The organism is Shewanella sp. A32 (genome assembly GCF_029167175.1).
Classification (GTDB): Bacteria; Pseudomonadota; Gammaproteobacteria; order Enterobacterales; family Shewanellaceae; genus Shewanella; species Shewanella yunxiaonensis.
This window is the reverse complement of record NZ_JARFTS010000002.1, coordinates 144,651-159,943: the sequence shown is the minus strand read 5'-3', so window position 1 is coordinate 159,943 and position 15,293 is coordinate 144,651. Positions and strand designations below refer to the sequence as shown.

The window sequence follows — 15,293 nt, the reverse complement described above, 5'->3', positions numbered from 1 at the left end:
TATGAATAAAATCATTCGCGTGGTGGTGGGCTCGACAAACCCAGTCAAAATCAACGCTGGCAAAAAGGCCGTTGCCAGTTTGCACCCCGATGCTGAAATTCTCTGTGAAGGTGTAAAAGCCCCCTCCGGCGTGGCAGATCAACCCATGACGGACGAAGCCACTCGACAGGGCGCCATCAATCGCGTCAAGTGGTGCCAGCAGCAGACTACTGCCGACTATTACCTGGCAATGGAAGGCGGTGTCGATCTGATTGCCGATCATGCCTACACCTATGCCTGGGTAGTCATCGCCGATAATCGTCAACTCAGTCTAAGCCGCAGTGCCCATCTGCCGTTACCCACGAAGGTATACCAGGCATTGCAACAGGGACAGGAACTAGGCGATGTCATGGATGCCATGTTCAATACTGTTAATATCAAGCAAGCGGGTGGCGCCATAGGTCTGCTGACCGAAGGCCATGCCACGCGTGAAGGCACCTATACTGCCGCGTTGATTATGGCGGCCGCGCCACTGCGGTTTCCCGAACTCTACTGAAGTATTTTGGGTAGAAATTAAACTGATGAATACATTAACAAAAGCGCTATTCCGGCCATTGACTGCAGCGGATGACTCAGCAATTGCAGCAGTGATTCGTGAAGTATCCGCAGAGTATGGTCTAACCCCCGATAAAGGCTACAGTGTTGCCGATCCAACACTGGATCAGCTGTCTGCCATATACGGTCAACCAGGATATGGCTACTGGTTAGTAGAACATAACGGCAAGGTAGCTGGCGGTGCGGGAATTGGCAAAGTCAGCGGCTATCCGCAGATTTGCGAACTGCAAAAGATGTATTTTTTGGCAGAATTGCGCGGCCAAGGTGTTGGTCAGCAATTGGCTGAATACTGCATTGCCAAGGCGAAAGCGGCTGGCTACCAGCAGATGTATCTGGAAACCACTTCGCTGTTACCAGAAGCGCTGAAACTTTATCATAAACTCGGCTTCAAGCAGTTAGCGGCGCCGATCGGCAACACCGGTCACGATGCCTGCGAAATTCCGATGTTGCTGGATATCGACTAATTAGCGCAATATTTAGCCAACTCCGCAAAGATCGCTGTCCAGCACGAGAAAAACTTGCTAGCGTGCAAGTAAACAGGAACCAAGGGAGCAGTCAATGGAATATATGCGTATTCCCAATTCCAACCTGGAAGTAAGTAAACTTTGCCTGGGCACCATGACCTGGGGACAGCAGAACACGCAGGCGGAAGCCTTTGAACAATTAGATCTGGCCATCGGTGAAGGCATCAATTTTATTGATGCGGCGGAAATGTATCCGGTTCCACCAATGCCGGAAACTCAGGGTGAAACCGAACGAATCATCGGTAATTATCTAAAAGCCAGAGGTAACCGGGATAAGCTGGTTATTGCGACCAAAGTTGCCGCACCCGGTGGGCGCTGTGATTACATTCGGCCGAATATGGCACTGGATTGGGACAATATTCATGCAGCGGTGGATGCATCACTGCAGCGCCTTGGGGTTGATACCATCGACCTTTATCAGATCCATTGGCCGCATCGAAACACGAACTTTTTCGGTGAGTTGTATTACCAGCAACAGCCCAAAGAGTCACAAACGCCAATCCTGAAAACATTAGAAGCGCTGGCAGAAGTCATCCGCCTCGGTAAAGTGCGCTACATTGGGGTCTCCAATGAAACGCCTTGGGGATTGATGAAATATCTGCAACTGGCGGATAAACATGGCGTGCCGCGCATTGTTACGGTGCAAAACCCATACAACCTGCTAAACCGTAGTTTCGAAATCGGCATGAGCGAAATCAGCCACCGCGAACAACTGCCGCTACTGGCATACTCACCGCTGGCGTTTGGCACGTTGAGTGGTAAATACCTTAATGATGCCTGGCCGGAAGGTGCACGGCTGACGCTGTTCAAACGTTTTTCCCGTTACACCAGTAGTGAGCTGGCATTAAAAGCCACGGAAGCTTATGTGACACTGGCGCGCAAACTGGGACTTAGCCCGGTACAGATGGCGTTGGCGTGGGTCAGTTCTCGGCCGTTTGTTGGTGCCAACATTATCGGCGCGACCTCTACTGAGCAGCTACGGGAAAATATCAACAGCCAGCAATTAACCCTGTCAGAAGAAGTATTAGCGGAATTAGAAGCATTGAGTCTGAAGTATCGCGTGCCCTGCCCTTAAACCGCAGATTACAGACATACTTGCATTAGGCGCCCAAATCTTTGAAGATCTGTGCGCCTTTTGATTATCTAAGCCCTACTCATGAACGGTTCTTCAATACGCGACCAGTTTCCGCTGCTACACCAGATGATGGGCGATTACCCACTATGCTATCTGGACACGGCGGCGACCAGCCAGAAACCCTTAGCGGTGATACAGGCAATGGATGACTATTATCGCCGCCACAATGCTAATGTGCATCGTGGCAGCTACCAGTTAGCAGCGGCTGCGACTCGTGGTTTTGAAGCCGTTCGCGAAAAAGTTCAGCGGTTTATCAATGCTGAAAAACAGCAGGAAGTCATCTTTACTCACGGTACCACAGAAGCGCTGAACCTGCTGGCTCATGGGCTGGCGTCGCAAATTCGCGCCGGCGATCGAATTCTGGTAGATAGCACAGCCCATCACGCCAATCTGGTGCCTTGGCAACAACTGGCCAAAAGCACCGGGGCGACATTAATCCCGATCCCACTGACATCAACCTTACGCTTGGATCGCCAAGCGCTAACGACACTACTGCAGCAACCGACGAAACTGGTAGCGCTAAGTCATGTCTCCAACGTATTGGGGACTGTGAACGATATCCGTGCCTTATCGCAGCAAATCCATACAGCTGGTGCTATTTGCGTGGTAGACGGTGCACAGGCCATCGGACACCTGCCGGTGGATATACAGCAACTCGGTTGCGATTTTTACGCTTTTTCTGGTCATAAGATGTATGGACCGACAGGCATAGGGGTGCTGTGGGGGCGTTTTGCGCTGCTGGATACGCTGACACCATTACTCACCGGCGGCGAGATGATAAAAACGGTGAGCTTTGACCACACTGAATTTGGTGAACTGCCCTTCCGTCTGGAAGCAGGCACACCACCGATTGCCGAAGTGATAGGTCTGGGGGCCGCGGTTGACTTCCTCAGCAGTCTTAACCGTGAAGCGGCCCAGCGACAAGAGCAGCAGCTACTGCAGCAATTACAGCAAGAGCTGGCACAACTTCCCGGTGTTAAACTTTATGGTGCGCATCCAGATAACAGCGGTTCGGTAGCGTTTAATCTCGCCGACGAACATCATCAGGACATCGGCATGTTGCTGGATCAGCAAGGGATCGCCATTCGCTGTGGTCATCACTGTGCCATGCCACTGATGCAGCTCATGGGAGTTAAAGGCTGCTGCAGAGTATCGCTCGGGATCTATAGTAATGCCGCAGATATCAAGTGCTTTATACAGGGGCTGCGTACCGCTATCAATTTACTGACGGAAGTATAGTCGTGGGAACATTCATGAACGGTCCTGATAATCGGTTATTCGAAGCATATCGTGACTGTCTGCCACAATTGCAACACGCGGTGGCAACTGTACATGAGGCGAGCAATTGGCAAGATAAATACCGCTTACTGATGCAAGTGGGCAAATTACTGCCAGAATTGCCAGCTGAGTGGCAGCAGGACTCTGCCAGAGTGCGCGGCTGTGAGAGTGCAGCGTGGTTGTATCATCAAACGTGCGACGGACAGCATCTGTATGTCGCTTTTAGTGATGCCAGAATCATAAAAGGACTGATTGCGCTGCTGCTCGCGGCGGTCAACAACCGCAGTGCCGATGAGATTATGACATTCTCAGCTGAACATTATTTTGCCAGTTTAGGATTGGCCGGACAGCTGAGCCCTTCGCGTACAAATGGCTTGTATGCCATTGCTACCACAATGAAAAATCTGATTGGCTAAAAATAAGCTGAATTCAGCTTAAATTTACAGCAAACGGTATTTTGGCTATCACACTTCCGAAAAATTTGTGGCATCATACGCAGCGTTGCAGGGCGGCGGCATCTACCTTCGCTATGTAACGTCAGGAATGTCGGAGCGGAGCGTAGCTCAGCCTGGTAGAGCACTGTCTTCGGGAGGCAGGGGTCGGAGGTTCGAATCCTCTCGCTCCGACCAGTTCCATCGCCCTTTCTTATGCGTCACATTACTCCAGTAATACCATCATCAGCCCGGCGAACAACATCATGCCACCGATGCCATAGGCAATAGGTTTATGGTGCGTTTTAACTAGGGTACTGCAAGTCGCCTCGCCAAACAGACTCATCAGAATGGCGGCCACTAATCCCGGCAACATCATCAATAGCCAATCGTAAATGCTGACGCCATGCTGCCAGCCCATCAGTCCCAAATTAACGTGTCCATACGCATAACCATGAGAAAATGCCAGCATTCCCACCAAGGCGGCTGCCACATGGGTCGATAATTTAACGTTACCGGCGATCAACATACCGACAATAAACACTGATAATAAAATGCTGGCTTTGGCAATAATTAACACCACCGATGACGGGGCTACCACAGTGCCCAATGCGAGCATTAACAGGTAGGCCAGTGGCAATGCCCATATGGCTCGACCACCAAGTTGTACCGACCAAATCCCGACCCCAGTGGTTACCAGTATCCCGGCAACTAATGCTAAGGGCGGTAGTTTCATCAACGGCGTGAAATATTCACCAGAAAAGCTGAGAGAAAGTAGAATAAGCGCAACTACGCTCACCAGCATAGTTAAACTGTGGTCAAACATGGCTTTTGGCATTTTTGCCTCCCCCTTGTCCGTGTCGCACAGTTTTAGCTTAGTCTTAAGCTGTAAACACCTGTTTGATTCAGTTCAATAAAACGTCAAAAAAATTTTAAAATTTTGACATTTTTTTAATGATCAAAGCTTGTTATTACCCACCACAAGCATCTCACATTTCAGACAATCAAAAACCAGTTTCAGGGTGTCATTACCCACTTCCAGCAACATAGGTTCAGCCTTGAGTTCTGGATGCTCTTTCGGACACATATTAAAGCTGTAACGCAGGCAATGCTTGGTGATCATCAACGGCGTATCTTCAAGTAATTGATTTTGCTCGTATGAAGGTTCAATCTTAATTACGCCATGTTGCTCATAGAAGGCTTTAGCACTGGCATTATTCACATTGCCCAGATAACTGAGATATTTCTGCGGGAAAATGGCGTCGGGGTCGCGCGGCCAAGGTTGCGGACGCTGGTAATGCTCCCGTCGGACTTGTTCCAAGGCATCCACCGCTTCACGGCGTAAACCATTCAGTACCGCTGCAGGAACAAACCACGCTTGTGAAGTGGCTATCTCAATATTACGCGCACGATAACGAGTACCGCCAAGCTTCGCCAAACCACTTTGCAGATGCTGCGAGGCTTTTTGCGGATCGTTGGCTGGCTGACGCTCAAACGCCACCATCACATCAGCGGTGTTGCCATAACTATCACTTATCGCCAACCCCAGACCGGCATCGGTATCAAACAGTCTGAGGTCAACATCAACTAAGCGTTTTGATGACTCTTTACCGAGCAGGTTTTCAAAATCATGATCGAGGTTGCGGAACAGCTCCACGCCAACACGCAGATCCCCCGGCACGGCTCCGGCCAACCAGACACGGTCCCCCTCCGCTCGGTTAACACGCAGCCCATTGAGCTTAGCATCTGAGTGCACTGCTTTGGCAAAATCGATAGTGAAGTAACACAAGCCATCGCCATTGTGCAACTCGCCCGCTTCAGCGCCATCACGGTTGATCTCCAGCCAGTCCTTACCGATACGACTGACGCGACCAGCACTCTGCCCTAAATACTTAGGGGTACGGAAGTCATTAAGACCACCATGACGTTGATTAACAAAATAATCAGTTTTCCCACGGTTGAAGCTTTTGTCAGGATTCGGCGTAAATGTGTATTCGCAATGTCCGTGAGATGCAGGCTGCAATCCGGAATGCCGCGCCATTATCGCATCCAGTTGTTGCCGGTAATGTGCGGTGACATTTTTTACGTAACTGAGATCTTTTAATCGACCTTCAATTTTGAACGAACGGATCCCTGCCTGAATTAAGGCCTCCAGATTATCAGTCTGGTTATTATCTTTTAATGACAACAAATGCTGGTTTTCGGCCAATGTCTCGCCTTCGCGGGTCTTGAGATTGCATGGCAGACGGCACATCTGTGAACACTCACCGCGATTCGCACTGCGTTTGCTGTATGCATGGCTGAGGTTACACAGACCGGAATAGCTGACACATAAAGCACCGTGGATAAAAAATTCCAATCGGGTTTTGACCTTGGCAGCAATGGCACGGATTTGCTCCAGGCTAAGCTCTCGGGCCAGCACCACCTGAGAAAAGCCCACTTGCTCCAGAAACGCCACTTTTTCCGGGGTTCGATTATCGGTCTGAGTACTGGCGTGTAGCGCTATCGGTGGCAAATCTAACTGCAAAATGCCCATATCCTGCACAATTAACGCATCAGCACCCGCCTGATATAACTGCCGGATCAGTTGATCTGCTTGCTGTAATTCTTGATCGCTGAGGATGGTATTCAGCGCCACAAACACCTGCGCACCATAGCCGTGAGCATAGTGACACAGCCGTTCAATATCCTGCACACTGTTGCCCGCTGTGGCTCGGGCGCCAAAAGCAGGTCCACCAATATACACCGCATCAGCACCGTGGCTGATTGCCGCAATACCATAATCAGCGTTTTTCGCCGGAGCGAGTAACTCCAGAGAACCATCTACCGGAAGGGAAAGCGCTGGTGAGTATATCTGTACCATGGTTAAGAACCTGCTAATCAAGAGGAGGCGGAGTATAACAAAGTCAATTTTGACTGCACAGGCACATTTTACCTCAGTTACTGTGACTGCGGCGGCTTAATCATTAAGCCCCGATACCATGAGTGACACCAACCTAATGGGACCCTGCCCACTCAGTGACAAACGAAATATCACTTATGGTTCATGCATGACAAAGTATCTTTGTGAGGTGAGCATCACTTAAATCGTATTAATTTTAATCACCATTGTAACTTTTAGTTCACGTTATATACTTTCTCACAAACCCGCTTTTTAAATGTGGGTATCATTCGTTTAATCTCATTATTGGATGATTTTTATGTGGCCACGAAAACAGTCTGAGAAACAAATTGCCCATCTACAACAGCAAATCCAACAACTTCAGGCTGAGCATGACAATGAAATTGGCATGCTAAAGCAAACCATTAGTGAGTATGAACAGAATCTGCAACATCAGGATCAACAACATCGGCAATTTACCGATATGCTGACCTGTCAGAATCAAGGCGGACAGATGTTGCTGTCGGTGCGTGAGGCAATGGCCAATAATGCCAGCGACATGCAGCAGGAAGCGCAAAATCTGCAGCAATTGGACAGCGTTTTTGCACAGACTCGCCGAGCAGTGGTGCACTTGGGAAGTCGGGCGAGCCAGCTTAACAGCCACTCAGCCGCCAGCCAGCAAGCAGTGCAGCAGTTAGAACACAGCACACAGAGCATCAATCAATTTGTTAGCGCCATTCAGGCCATTTCGGATCAGACTAATCTCCTGGCATTAAACGCTGCGATTGAGGCCGCCCGGGCTGGCGAAGCGGGACGCGGCTTTGCCGTTGTTGCCGATGAGGTACGCAATCTGGCGGCAAAAGCCCACGACTCCAGCAATAACATTGAAAAATTGGTGGAAGAGATTGTGAAACAGGCTCAGGCGTTAAGAACCGTTTCGGATGAAACCCGCCATTGTGCGTCGGAAGTTGCCACCTCTGCCAGTCAGATAGATACCGTCGTGAATCAGGTACTGGACAGTTCAGAACAGATGCAAAAAGTCATTAATAGCAGTGCCACCATTGGCTTTCTCACCACGACCAAACTCGATCATGCGGTATGGAAAAACCATATCTATGCACTGATTGAGAAGCAAAACATGGATGAAACCGTTAATGATCACCATCACTGTCGTCTGGGTGAGTGGTATTACAAGGGGGAAGGTGCCGAACGCTACAGCCACCTGACTGGCTTCAGGGAACTGGAAAAGCCACATCATCAAGTCCATGAAGCAGGCAAAATGGCATTACAAGCCCGGCGACAGGGCGATACTGTCGCCATGGTACGGCAGCTGAAAATCATGGAAGATGCCAGTCTGCAGGTAGTGTACGCCATTGACCGCTTAATTGCCGCCGTAACGCATTAACGCTAGTTGCGAATACTTTGATTCGCCAGTCGGTCTCAAGACTGGCTACTTCAATGCCCGGCCACCATCCAGGTTTAAGCAGCTCCCCGTCATATAACGGCTGTGCAGCAGATAACGCACGGCATAAACAAATTCTGCATCACCGCCCGCTTTTGGCAGCAACGCCTTGGCCAGTGTTTTTTCCCGGTATGCGGCATCATCTTGTTCATTAAACAGCATCATCGCCGGAGCAATACTGTTGACCTTGATTGTGGGTGCCAACTTGGCAGCAAAGGATAATGTCAGGTTTTCTAACGCAGCCTTACTGGCGGCATAGGCGATATGCTTTGCGCTACCTTTTTGTGCAACATAATCCGTCACGTGAATAATATCCGCGCCGCCAATTTCATCACTGTCGAGTAAATCTGCCAGCGCCAGGTTCAGTTGATAAGGGACTTCAGCGTGGATCCCCATCATCCGGCTAAAAACTTCAGTGACCGGCAAACCGGCATCATCTGCCACCCAGTCTGATGCGTTATGTACAATTGCCCTTAACCCCTTACACTCATGTCTCAACCAGGCGATAAATGTTGTCAATGCCTGAGCATCTAACAAATCGATACGGTATAGCACGGCGCCATGGCTTCTAAGTTCATCCAACTCCGGATAATGAGTGCGGTAAGTGCCGATAATTGGCCAGCCCTCAGCCAGCAACGCTTTAGCGGTGGCGAGGCCGAGGCGTCGGCCAACGCCGGTGATCAGAATCGGTTTCATGTTGATTTACTGCCGTGAGTTTGGCTCCGATTGTTTCAGTATTTGCCAGCGGCTTCAAGGTTGCCAGTCGATGGCCGGTTCCCCCAGTGCCTGTAGTTGTTTATTGATGGCCGAAAAATGACGACAACCGAAGAAACCGCGATAGGCCGAGAGCGGTGACGGATGTGGCCCGCTGATGATGCGGTGATGAGGCGCTGTAATCCATTTGCCTTTTTTAATGGCGTGACTGCCCCACAACACAAAGATAATCGGTCGAGGCTGTTGATTCAAAAAACTCAGCACGTGGTCAGTAAAGGTTTCCCATCCTGCTTTAGCATGTGAATGTGCCTTGCCTTCCTCCACGGTCAATACCGTGTTAAGCATCAGAATGCCTTGCTGGGCCCATTGCTCTAAAAAACCGTCTTCCGGGATGTGAAAGCCTTCAATATCCGTGGCGAGCTCTTTATAGATATTTTTCAGCGATGGTGGCAATGGCACGCCCGGCTTTACTGAAAAACATAACCCATGCGCCTGACCTTGGCCGTGGTATGGGTCTTGCCCCAATAACACCACACGAACCTGGTCTAAAGGCGTCAGCTCAAACGCACGAAAAACCTCTCGCTCTGGCGGGAAAATGAGCTTCCCAGATTGCCTTTCTGACGCCACAAAATTAGTTAACTTTTGAAAGTAAGTTTGCTTCTGTTCAGCTTCTATAAACGTTTGCCAGTTATTAATCATAATGTTATCTCTGCCTTTTTATGGCATACAGCTTAAAAGTCGCAACACTGACACACAAGGGATTTCCTCCAGGATGGGACTCGCCGTGCAAATTGCCCACAACCGGCTTACAATCACCTTTCAAAGTCATCATAAGGAGCCAATTATTATGCCGTTACTGGTATTCGATATGATTGAAGGGCGTACACCACAAACCGTCCGTAAAATTCTGGATTGCACACATCAGGTGGTGCTCGAAGTCTTCGGGGTGCCTACACGCGACCGTTACCAGATAGTCCATGAAAATAAAGATTATCAGATGGTTGTTGAAGATACCGGTCTGGGTTATCAGCGCAGTAATGATGTGATTATACTGCGCGTGTTCACCAGTCCCCGTAGCACTGAACAAAAGCACTTGTTCATGAAACGCCTCTGTGAAGACCTACAGCAGCAATGCGCCATAGCGCCACAGGATCTGATGATCTCATTTTTCACTAACACCCAGGATGACTGGAGTTTTGGTGAAGGTGAAGCGCAATACAGCACCGGTAGACTTGGTGGCAAACCCGCATAACCCACGTCCAGCTGTGACTGCTTGCAGTTTTTTCTTGGCGGCGGCGCAGATTTGAGTAAAATCTGCGCCTAAACCATAAGCAAGAGCGACTCTACGATGTCACAAGCCAATAATACTGAAACCACCATTTTTCAGCTCGCGGATCAATTTATCGCCCTCGCCAATGAGTTGACGCAACAACATCAGGATCTGGGGAAAATTGGTACGGCGTTACGCTTTGCGGCTGCACGCTTTAATGCCTTTGAAGCGTCAGTGAAAGCGGCGGATCTGAAAACTGAAAAAGATAGCGCATTGGAGTGGTTCACGAATGAATACCGTGAGATGCTCGCCGATAATCTGGAAGATCATATCGCCAATCCGCCAGCAGTGGCTGACGATGAAGATACGGCTGATAACGATGTCGAGCAGTTTCGTCCGTGACGCCCGGTGTGCAGAAAACGAAGGGAAGCGTGATTGCTTCCCTTTTTTATCGCTTAAAACCCTTCCAACACAATTTTGCCACGGGCCTGATGCGATTCTAGTAGCGCATGCGCTCTCAATAGGTTGGTGGCATTTATCACGCCGAAGTGCTCACTGACGGTTGTTTTCAACGTTCCGGCCTCGACCAGTTTGGCAACTTCATTGAGGATTTGCTGCTGACGAACCATATCTTCGGTCTTGAACAGAGACCGGGTATACATAAATTCCCAGTGCAAAGCCAAACTTTTACGTTTCAATAATTTAATATCGAATACGTGCGGATCATCAATCAATCCTAAGTGCCCTTGCGGCAACAAAGATTCCACAATCTGTTCAATATGCTCATCGGTATTATTCAGAGATGCCACCCAATGAACCCCGGCAAAACCTACCGCCTGGATCTGTTGACTCAGCGAACCATGATGATCAATGACATGATGCGCGCCTAAAGAGGTTAACCACGCCTTCGATTCCGGACGACCAGCAGTGGCAATGACGGTGACATCTGTCAGTTGCCGCGCTAATTGCACTAGAATTGAACCAACACCACCGGCGGCTCCCACCACCAGCAACGCCTTTCCTTGCCCGGCGCCAATGGGCAATCCCAGTCGATCAAACAACAATTCCCAAGCAGTCAACGCTGTCAAAGGCAAAGCAGCGGCTGCGGCGTCTGGTAAATTGTTAGGCGCTAATCCAACAATTCGCTCATCCACCAATTGCTGCTCCGCATTACTGCCTGGCCGCGAAACATCACCGGCATACCACACGCGATCGCCGACGTTAAACGCGCTTACCTGATCCCCCACTTGCAGTACAGTGCCAACCGCATCCCAACCGAGAATTTTATACTGGCCGTTTTCGCCACCGACCCGGCTTCGAATTTTTGTATCCACCGGATTGACCGAAATCGCCTGTACCGCCACCAGTAGATCTTGTCCTTTAGCGGTTAACTGAGGTAACTCAATATCTTGTAGTACATCATCACCGCCAAGCGTATGTGCTTGTTTGTATCCTACTGCTTTCATTATCTCTCCCTCTAACAATTGCTGATAATGTGTGTCATAAGTGTCGGCCACGGTTAGCCTTTTGCCTAATCTAGCGGTGTCATTGCGTTAGAAAAACCGTTAATATTTAATAATTGATTTAAATAATATTTGAAAATCAGCTTAAAAATCGCCTTTCGACTGACGGGTAATGTCTTATGTTGCGTGCTTTGCAGGATCTACAAATCTTTGTTGAAACCGCCAGACAAGGCAGCCTTTCCAGTGTTGCCCGGGCGATGAATCTGACGCCGGCGGCCACCAGTGCGGCGATAAAACGCCTGGAACACCAATTAGCGGCACCACTGTTTGTTCGCTCCACCCGCAGCCTGCGGTTAACCAAGGAGGGTGAACAGTATCTGCAATATTGTGAAGAGGCATTAAAGCAACTGGAACAGGGCGAAATGCTGTTGCGCAGTGGCAGACAGAGGCTTCAAGGTAAACTGCACTTGTCACTGCCATCTGACCTCGGACGCAATCTGTTGGCACCTTTACTCGACAGTTTTATAGCTACCCATCCACAGGTAGAACTAAAACTGCAGATTAGTGATCATCTGACCAATATCTACCATCAACCGGTCGATTTAGTGATCCGTTACGGATTACCGCCCGATTCCAGCTTAATTGCATTACCGTTAACACCTAATAATGACCGGGTCTTATGTGCTGCGCCAACCTACTTGGCACGCGCGGGAACCCCAAAACATCCACAGGAATTGTCACAGCATAATTGCTTATGTTTTATGCTGGCAGACCGCGTACATGATCGTTGGCAATTTAACCGAGGCGAGGAGTTTATCAGCGTCAACGTCAAAGGAGATCGGGTTGCCGATGATGGTGACATGGTGCATCGTTGGGCTTTAGCCGGCTGTGGTATTGCGTACAAATCACGTCTGGATATCGCGGCAGATTTGCAACAGGGGCGATTACAACAACTATGCAGCGACTGGCATGGTGAGGCTGCGCCGCTGAACATGTTGTTACCCGACCGACGTCAACTCACACCGCTTATTAACGCGTTACGCAGTCATCTGTTGCAACATCTCGGCACCAGTCGCTGATACGGTGGGCGACACCGTCAAATAGACGCAACCACACGCAACGCTAACAACAACAATACCCCACCAGTTAGCTTATCGATAAGATTGGCTTTGTTACGCAGTTTATCGAGCACCTTGGGCTGTGACAGCATAAATGCAATCAAGGTATACCAACAGCCATCCACAATCAGCGGCGTCAGCACGATGAGTCCTTTGCCAGAACTATGCTGCGCAGCTAATACAAACTGGCTGAACAACGCTGTAAAAAATAACATGATCTTCGGGTTTAACATGGAAATGGCGATGCCATCGCGTGCGGCTTCCAGCACGGTGGTTTGTCTACCCGCCGCTAATTTTTGCTGCATTCCCCCCTTTGACATCAGCGCTTTTATGCCGAGCCATGCCAGATACAATGCGCCAGCAACCGCAATCACCTTAAAAATGATGGGAAAATGCTTTAATAACGCGGCCAATCCCAGCAAGGTGATCAAGGCGTACATGCCAATCCCAACAGAATGTGCCCAGGCACAAGCAATCCCTTGCGCGCGACCGCCACCTAAGGTATGACGGACCACCATAGCCAAACTGGGCCCGGGAGACATAGCTCCCAAGCAGGAGATCGCCAACAGTCCCAGCCACATACTCCAACTCATATTTACCTTTTCCCGTATTAAAGTCTTATTTGTGTGGAAATTGCGCTCGAAGCGTCAACACTATATACCAGTGCATCTGGCTGACAATACTGCATTCGATAAAAAGCAAATGGAAAATTCAGCGAGGAGTATTGATAGAAATGGACATAAAAAAAGGCAACGGGGTCACTAACAATTGTCAAAGACCCCGCGGCAGCAACATAGTAAAAACGATACGTAACACGTCCGCTGTATAGCTACCATTAAAGCCATAGGGAGAATAATCTGATGTTTCATGTCGGCAACCCAAACCAGGACGGGGAACATTTGAAAAGCATCCGAGTACAAAAGCAGACTCGGCTGCCATTGTTCACGTCAGAAATCAATTGCTCAAAGCTGACGAGCTAAAAATCACATTTAGCAAACATAATTGCAATATAAGTAAACAGAAAAGCAAACATTGCCCAATACTGAATAAATTTTCATCATTAAATGAATACATTTAATGAACAATTATCAATATATATTGATTTACAGTGTTAAACCATTTTGATTATCTGAAAAGTTTTGAATTTATCTTATTTAAAAAATCCAGCAAAGGTATTGGCTTCAATGCAGAGTTACGCCGGTTGCCACCTCACTTGAAGCTAACAGCGTAGTAGGTAGATAAAATAAAAAGCGGACTTGGCGTTACAGATTATTCTCAAAAAACGACATTGTTTAGTCACGAATGAGGTCAAGTAAATGACTTAACGCGCAAAGCACATGCAATATTAATAACGTGACAAATACATAGATCAAAGAGTGATGCCAACCGCGCCAAAACAGCGCGTCTTTACTGCCCTGTTCAAAAAACCACATGCAACCACTAAAGCATACGGCTAACAGCGCGATCATGGTCAGACCTTCAATCAGGCTGAATAGCCCCACACCGCCAGCAGCCGGAATACGTCCCTTGCCTAAACCACAGAGGTCATGCCATACCGGATGCCAATTGCCCGCCACAATACCGTAATACTGACGCCAGCTGCCGCCGGTAAGGTTGCTGATAAAAAAAGTGAATGCCACCACACTCGCCAGTAACCCCAGCCATACGTGTGTCAGATTCCAGAATCCTGCGTGAGCGGGTAGCGAACGTAACAGCGTCAACTGACCACTGCCTGCCAACAACACTACGCACAACACAATGAGCAACAAATGCTGCAATCTTTGATAGAGCGCCAGCAGGCTTCCCATAACCGACTCCTACGCCGCGGTGGCAAACTGATCGACAAACGCCGCTACTTTATCCCAATTGGTATATTCCACACAGGTATTAGGATCGGTAGGGCCCTTAGTTATCCACATGATAAATCTTATGATATTGCGATCCATGGCATCATATCCCTGGTAGTTCAGGTTTCCGCCAAACACTTCCAGCAACTTGGGTTTCCAAGCGGATTTTGCCAGAAATGCCTGCATGTAAGGATTGGTATCAGGCGTATTTTTGGCGGGCTTTCTGGCAACAAGGCTGACTGAGAAAAAACCATTGGGTTTGACCTCTAGCTGCGCCTGGTGCTGTGCAATAAAATCATAAACCGCAGGGTTGTGCTTTCCATGCCGGATACTGGCACCAATCAAGATTCTGTCGAATTCACCTAATTCCGGCGCGTCCGTGATTGCAGCCAAAGTTACCTGATGTCCCTGCTGTTCCAGACGCTTAGCCATAAAGTCACATATTTTTCGGGTCTGGCCATGAACACTGGAAAATAGAATAAGGGTTTTGTCCACATTAACACCTGTACGTTCAATCTGTTAGCTAGCGATTATATTAGGGAAATAATGCAATAGTTTACATGAATCGGATCACGC

Annotated in this window: 17 protein-coding genes and 1 tRNA gene; 10 read left to right on the top strand and 8 right to left on the bottom strand. The window is 48.9% G+C overall.

The genetic code is table 11. The features are described 5' to 3' along the window. Window position 1: 1 nt before the first annotated feature. From yjjX to PY479_RS02635, 6 genes are all read left to right on the top strand, one after another. The gene (gene yjjX / locus PY479_RS02660) at window positions 2-535 is read left to right on the top strand and encodes an inosine/xanthosine triphosphatase (protein WP_275482798.1); all 534 of its coding nucleotides are present in this window, start codon (window positions 2-4) and stop codon (window positions 533-535) included. Between the two features lie 25 nt (window positions 536-560). Beyond that, window positions 561-1,058: a GNAT family N-acetyltransferase gene (locus PY479_RS02655; RefSeq protein WP_343377246.1), complete on the top strand. Its 498-nt coding sequence runs from the start codon at window positions 561-563 to the stop codon at window positions 1,056-1,058. 94 nt (window positions 1,059-1,152) lie between these two features. After that, on the top strand, window positions 1,153-2,193 hold the full coding sequence (locus PY479_RS02650) for an NADP(H)-dependent aldo-keto reductase (RefSeq protein WP_275482797.1): 1,041 nt from the start codon (window positions 1,153-1,155) through the stop codon (window positions 2,191-2,193). An 81-nt stretch (window positions 2,194-2,274) separates the two neighbouring features. Then, window positions 2,275-3,492, top strand: coding sequence for a cysteine desulfurase (locus PY479_RS02645; RefSeq protein ID WP_275482796.1), 1,218 nt, complete (start codon window positions 2,275-2,277; stop codon window positions 3,490-3,492). Window positions 3,493-3,506: 14 nt separating this feature from the next. After that, window positions 3,507-3,947: a SufE family protein gene (locus PY479_RS02640; protein ID WP_275482795.1), complete on the top strand. Its 441-nt coding sequence runs from the start codon at window positions 3,507-3,509 to the stop codon at window positions 3,945-3,947. 136 nt (window positions 3,948-4,083) lie between these two features. Continuing rightward, window positions 4,084-4,160, top strand: a tRNA-Pro gene (locus PY479_RS02635). 28 nt (window positions 4,161-4,188) lie between these two features. On the opposite strand, the gene PY479_RS02630 is transcribed toward PY479_RS02635, so the two are convergent. Both PY479_RS02630 and PY479_RS02625 read right to left on the bottom strand, forming a co-directional pair. Next, window positions 4,189-4,800 carry a HupE/UreJ family protein gene (locus PY479_RS02630; protein WP_275482794.1) on the bottom strand — a complete coding sequence of 204 codons (612 nt, stop codon included), beginning with the start codon at window positions 4,798-4,800 and terminating at the stop codon, window positions 4,189-4,191. A gap of 120 nt (window positions 4,801-4,920) precedes the next feature. Then, on the bottom strand, window positions 4,921-6,825 hold the full coding sequence (locus PY479_RS02625) for a U32 family peptidase (RefSeq protein WP_275482793.1): 1,905 nt from the start codon (window positions 6,823-6,825) through the stop codon (window positions 4,921-4,923). Window positions 6,826-7,162: 337 nt separating this feature from the next. Between PY479_RS02625 and PY479_RS02620 the strand changes: the two genes are divergently transcribed. After that, window positions 7,163-8,248: a methyl-accepting chemotaxis protein gene (locus PY479_RS02620; protein WP_212595529.1), complete on the top strand. Its 1,086-nt coding sequence runs from the start codon at window positions 7,163-7,165 to the stop codon at window positions 8,246-8,248. A gap of 45 nt (window positions 8,249-8,293) precedes the next feature. Here PY479_RS02620 and folM read toward each other — a convergent pair whose 3' ends face one another. Both folM and ung read right to left on the bottom strand, forming a co-directional pair. After that, complete coding sequence (gene folM / locus PY479_RS02615; RefSeq protein WP_275482792.1) at window positions 8,294-9,001, bottom strand: dihydromonapterin reductase; 708 nt, start codon at window positions 8,999-9,001, stop codon at window positions 8,294-8,296. Between the two features lie 54 nt (window positions 9,002-9,055). Continuing rightward, on the bottom strand, window positions 9,056-9,718 hold the full coding sequence (ung, locus tag PY479_RS02610) for a uracil-DNA glycosylase (protein WP_212595527.1): 663 nt from the start codon (window positions 9,716-9,718) through the stop codon (window positions 9,056-9,058). 148 nt (window positions 9,719-9,866) lie between these two features. On the opposite strand from ung, the gene PY479_RS02605 reads away from it, so the two are divergent. After that, window positions 9,867-10,271: a tautomerase family protein gene (locus PY479_RS02605; RefSeq protein ID WP_275482791.1), complete on the top strand. Its 405-nt coding sequence runs from the start codon at window positions 9,867-9,869 to the stop codon at window positions 10,269-10,271. Window positions 10,272-10,367: 96 nt separating this feature from the next. Further along, window positions 10,368-10,691 (top strand): DUF3144 domain-containing protein, encoded by a 324-nt coding sequence (locus PY479_RS02600; protein ID WP_212595525.1) that lies wholly within the window; start codon window positions 10,368-10,370, stop codon window positions 10,689-10,691. A 53-nt stretch (window positions 10,692-10,744) separates the two neighbouring features. On the opposite strand, the gene PY479_RS02595 is transcribed toward PY479_RS02600, so the two are convergent. Then, window positions 10,745-11,755, bottom strand: a complete 1,011-nt coding sequence (locus PY479_RS02595) for a zinc-binding alcohol dehydrogenase family protein (RefSeq protein WP_275482790.1) — start codon at window positions 11,753-11,755, stop codon at window positions 10,745-10,747. 176 nt (window positions 11,756-11,931) lie between these two features. On the opposite strand from PY479_RS02595, the gene PY479_RS02590 reads away from it, so the two are divergent. Then, entirely contained in the window at window positions 11,932-12,831 is a 900-nt protein-coding gene (locus PY479_RS02590) for a LysR substrate-binding domain-containing protein (RefSeq protein WP_343377245.1), read from the top strand. 17 nt (window positions 12,832-12,848) lie between these two features. Here PY479_RS02590 and PY479_RS02585 read toward each other — a convergent pair whose 3' ends face one another. The 3 genes from PY479_RS02585 to hemG all read right to left on the bottom strand — a co-directional run bounded on the left by PY479_RS02585 (window position 12,849) and on the right by hemG (window position 15,212). Next, window positions 12,849-13,463, bottom strand: a complete 615-nt coding sequence (locus PY479_RS02585) for a LysE family translocator (protein WP_275482789.1) — start codon at window positions 13,461-13,463, stop codon at window positions 12,849-12,851. Window positions 13,464-14,162: 699 nt separating this feature from the next. Next, entirely contained in the window at window positions 14,163-14,678 is a 516-nt protein-coding gene (locus PY479_RS02580) for a cytochrome b/b6 domain-containing protein (protein WP_212595522.1), read from the bottom strand. Between the two features lie 9 nt (window positions 14,679-14,687). Continuing rightward, window positions 14,688-15,212, bottom strand: a complete 525-nt coding sequence (hemG, locus tag PY479_RS02575; protein ID WP_275482788.1) for a menaquinone-dependent protoporphyrinogen IX dehydrogenase — start codon at window positions 15,210-15,212, stop codon at window positions 14,688-14,690. Between the last annotated feature and the right edge of the window lie 81 nt (window positions 15,213-15,293).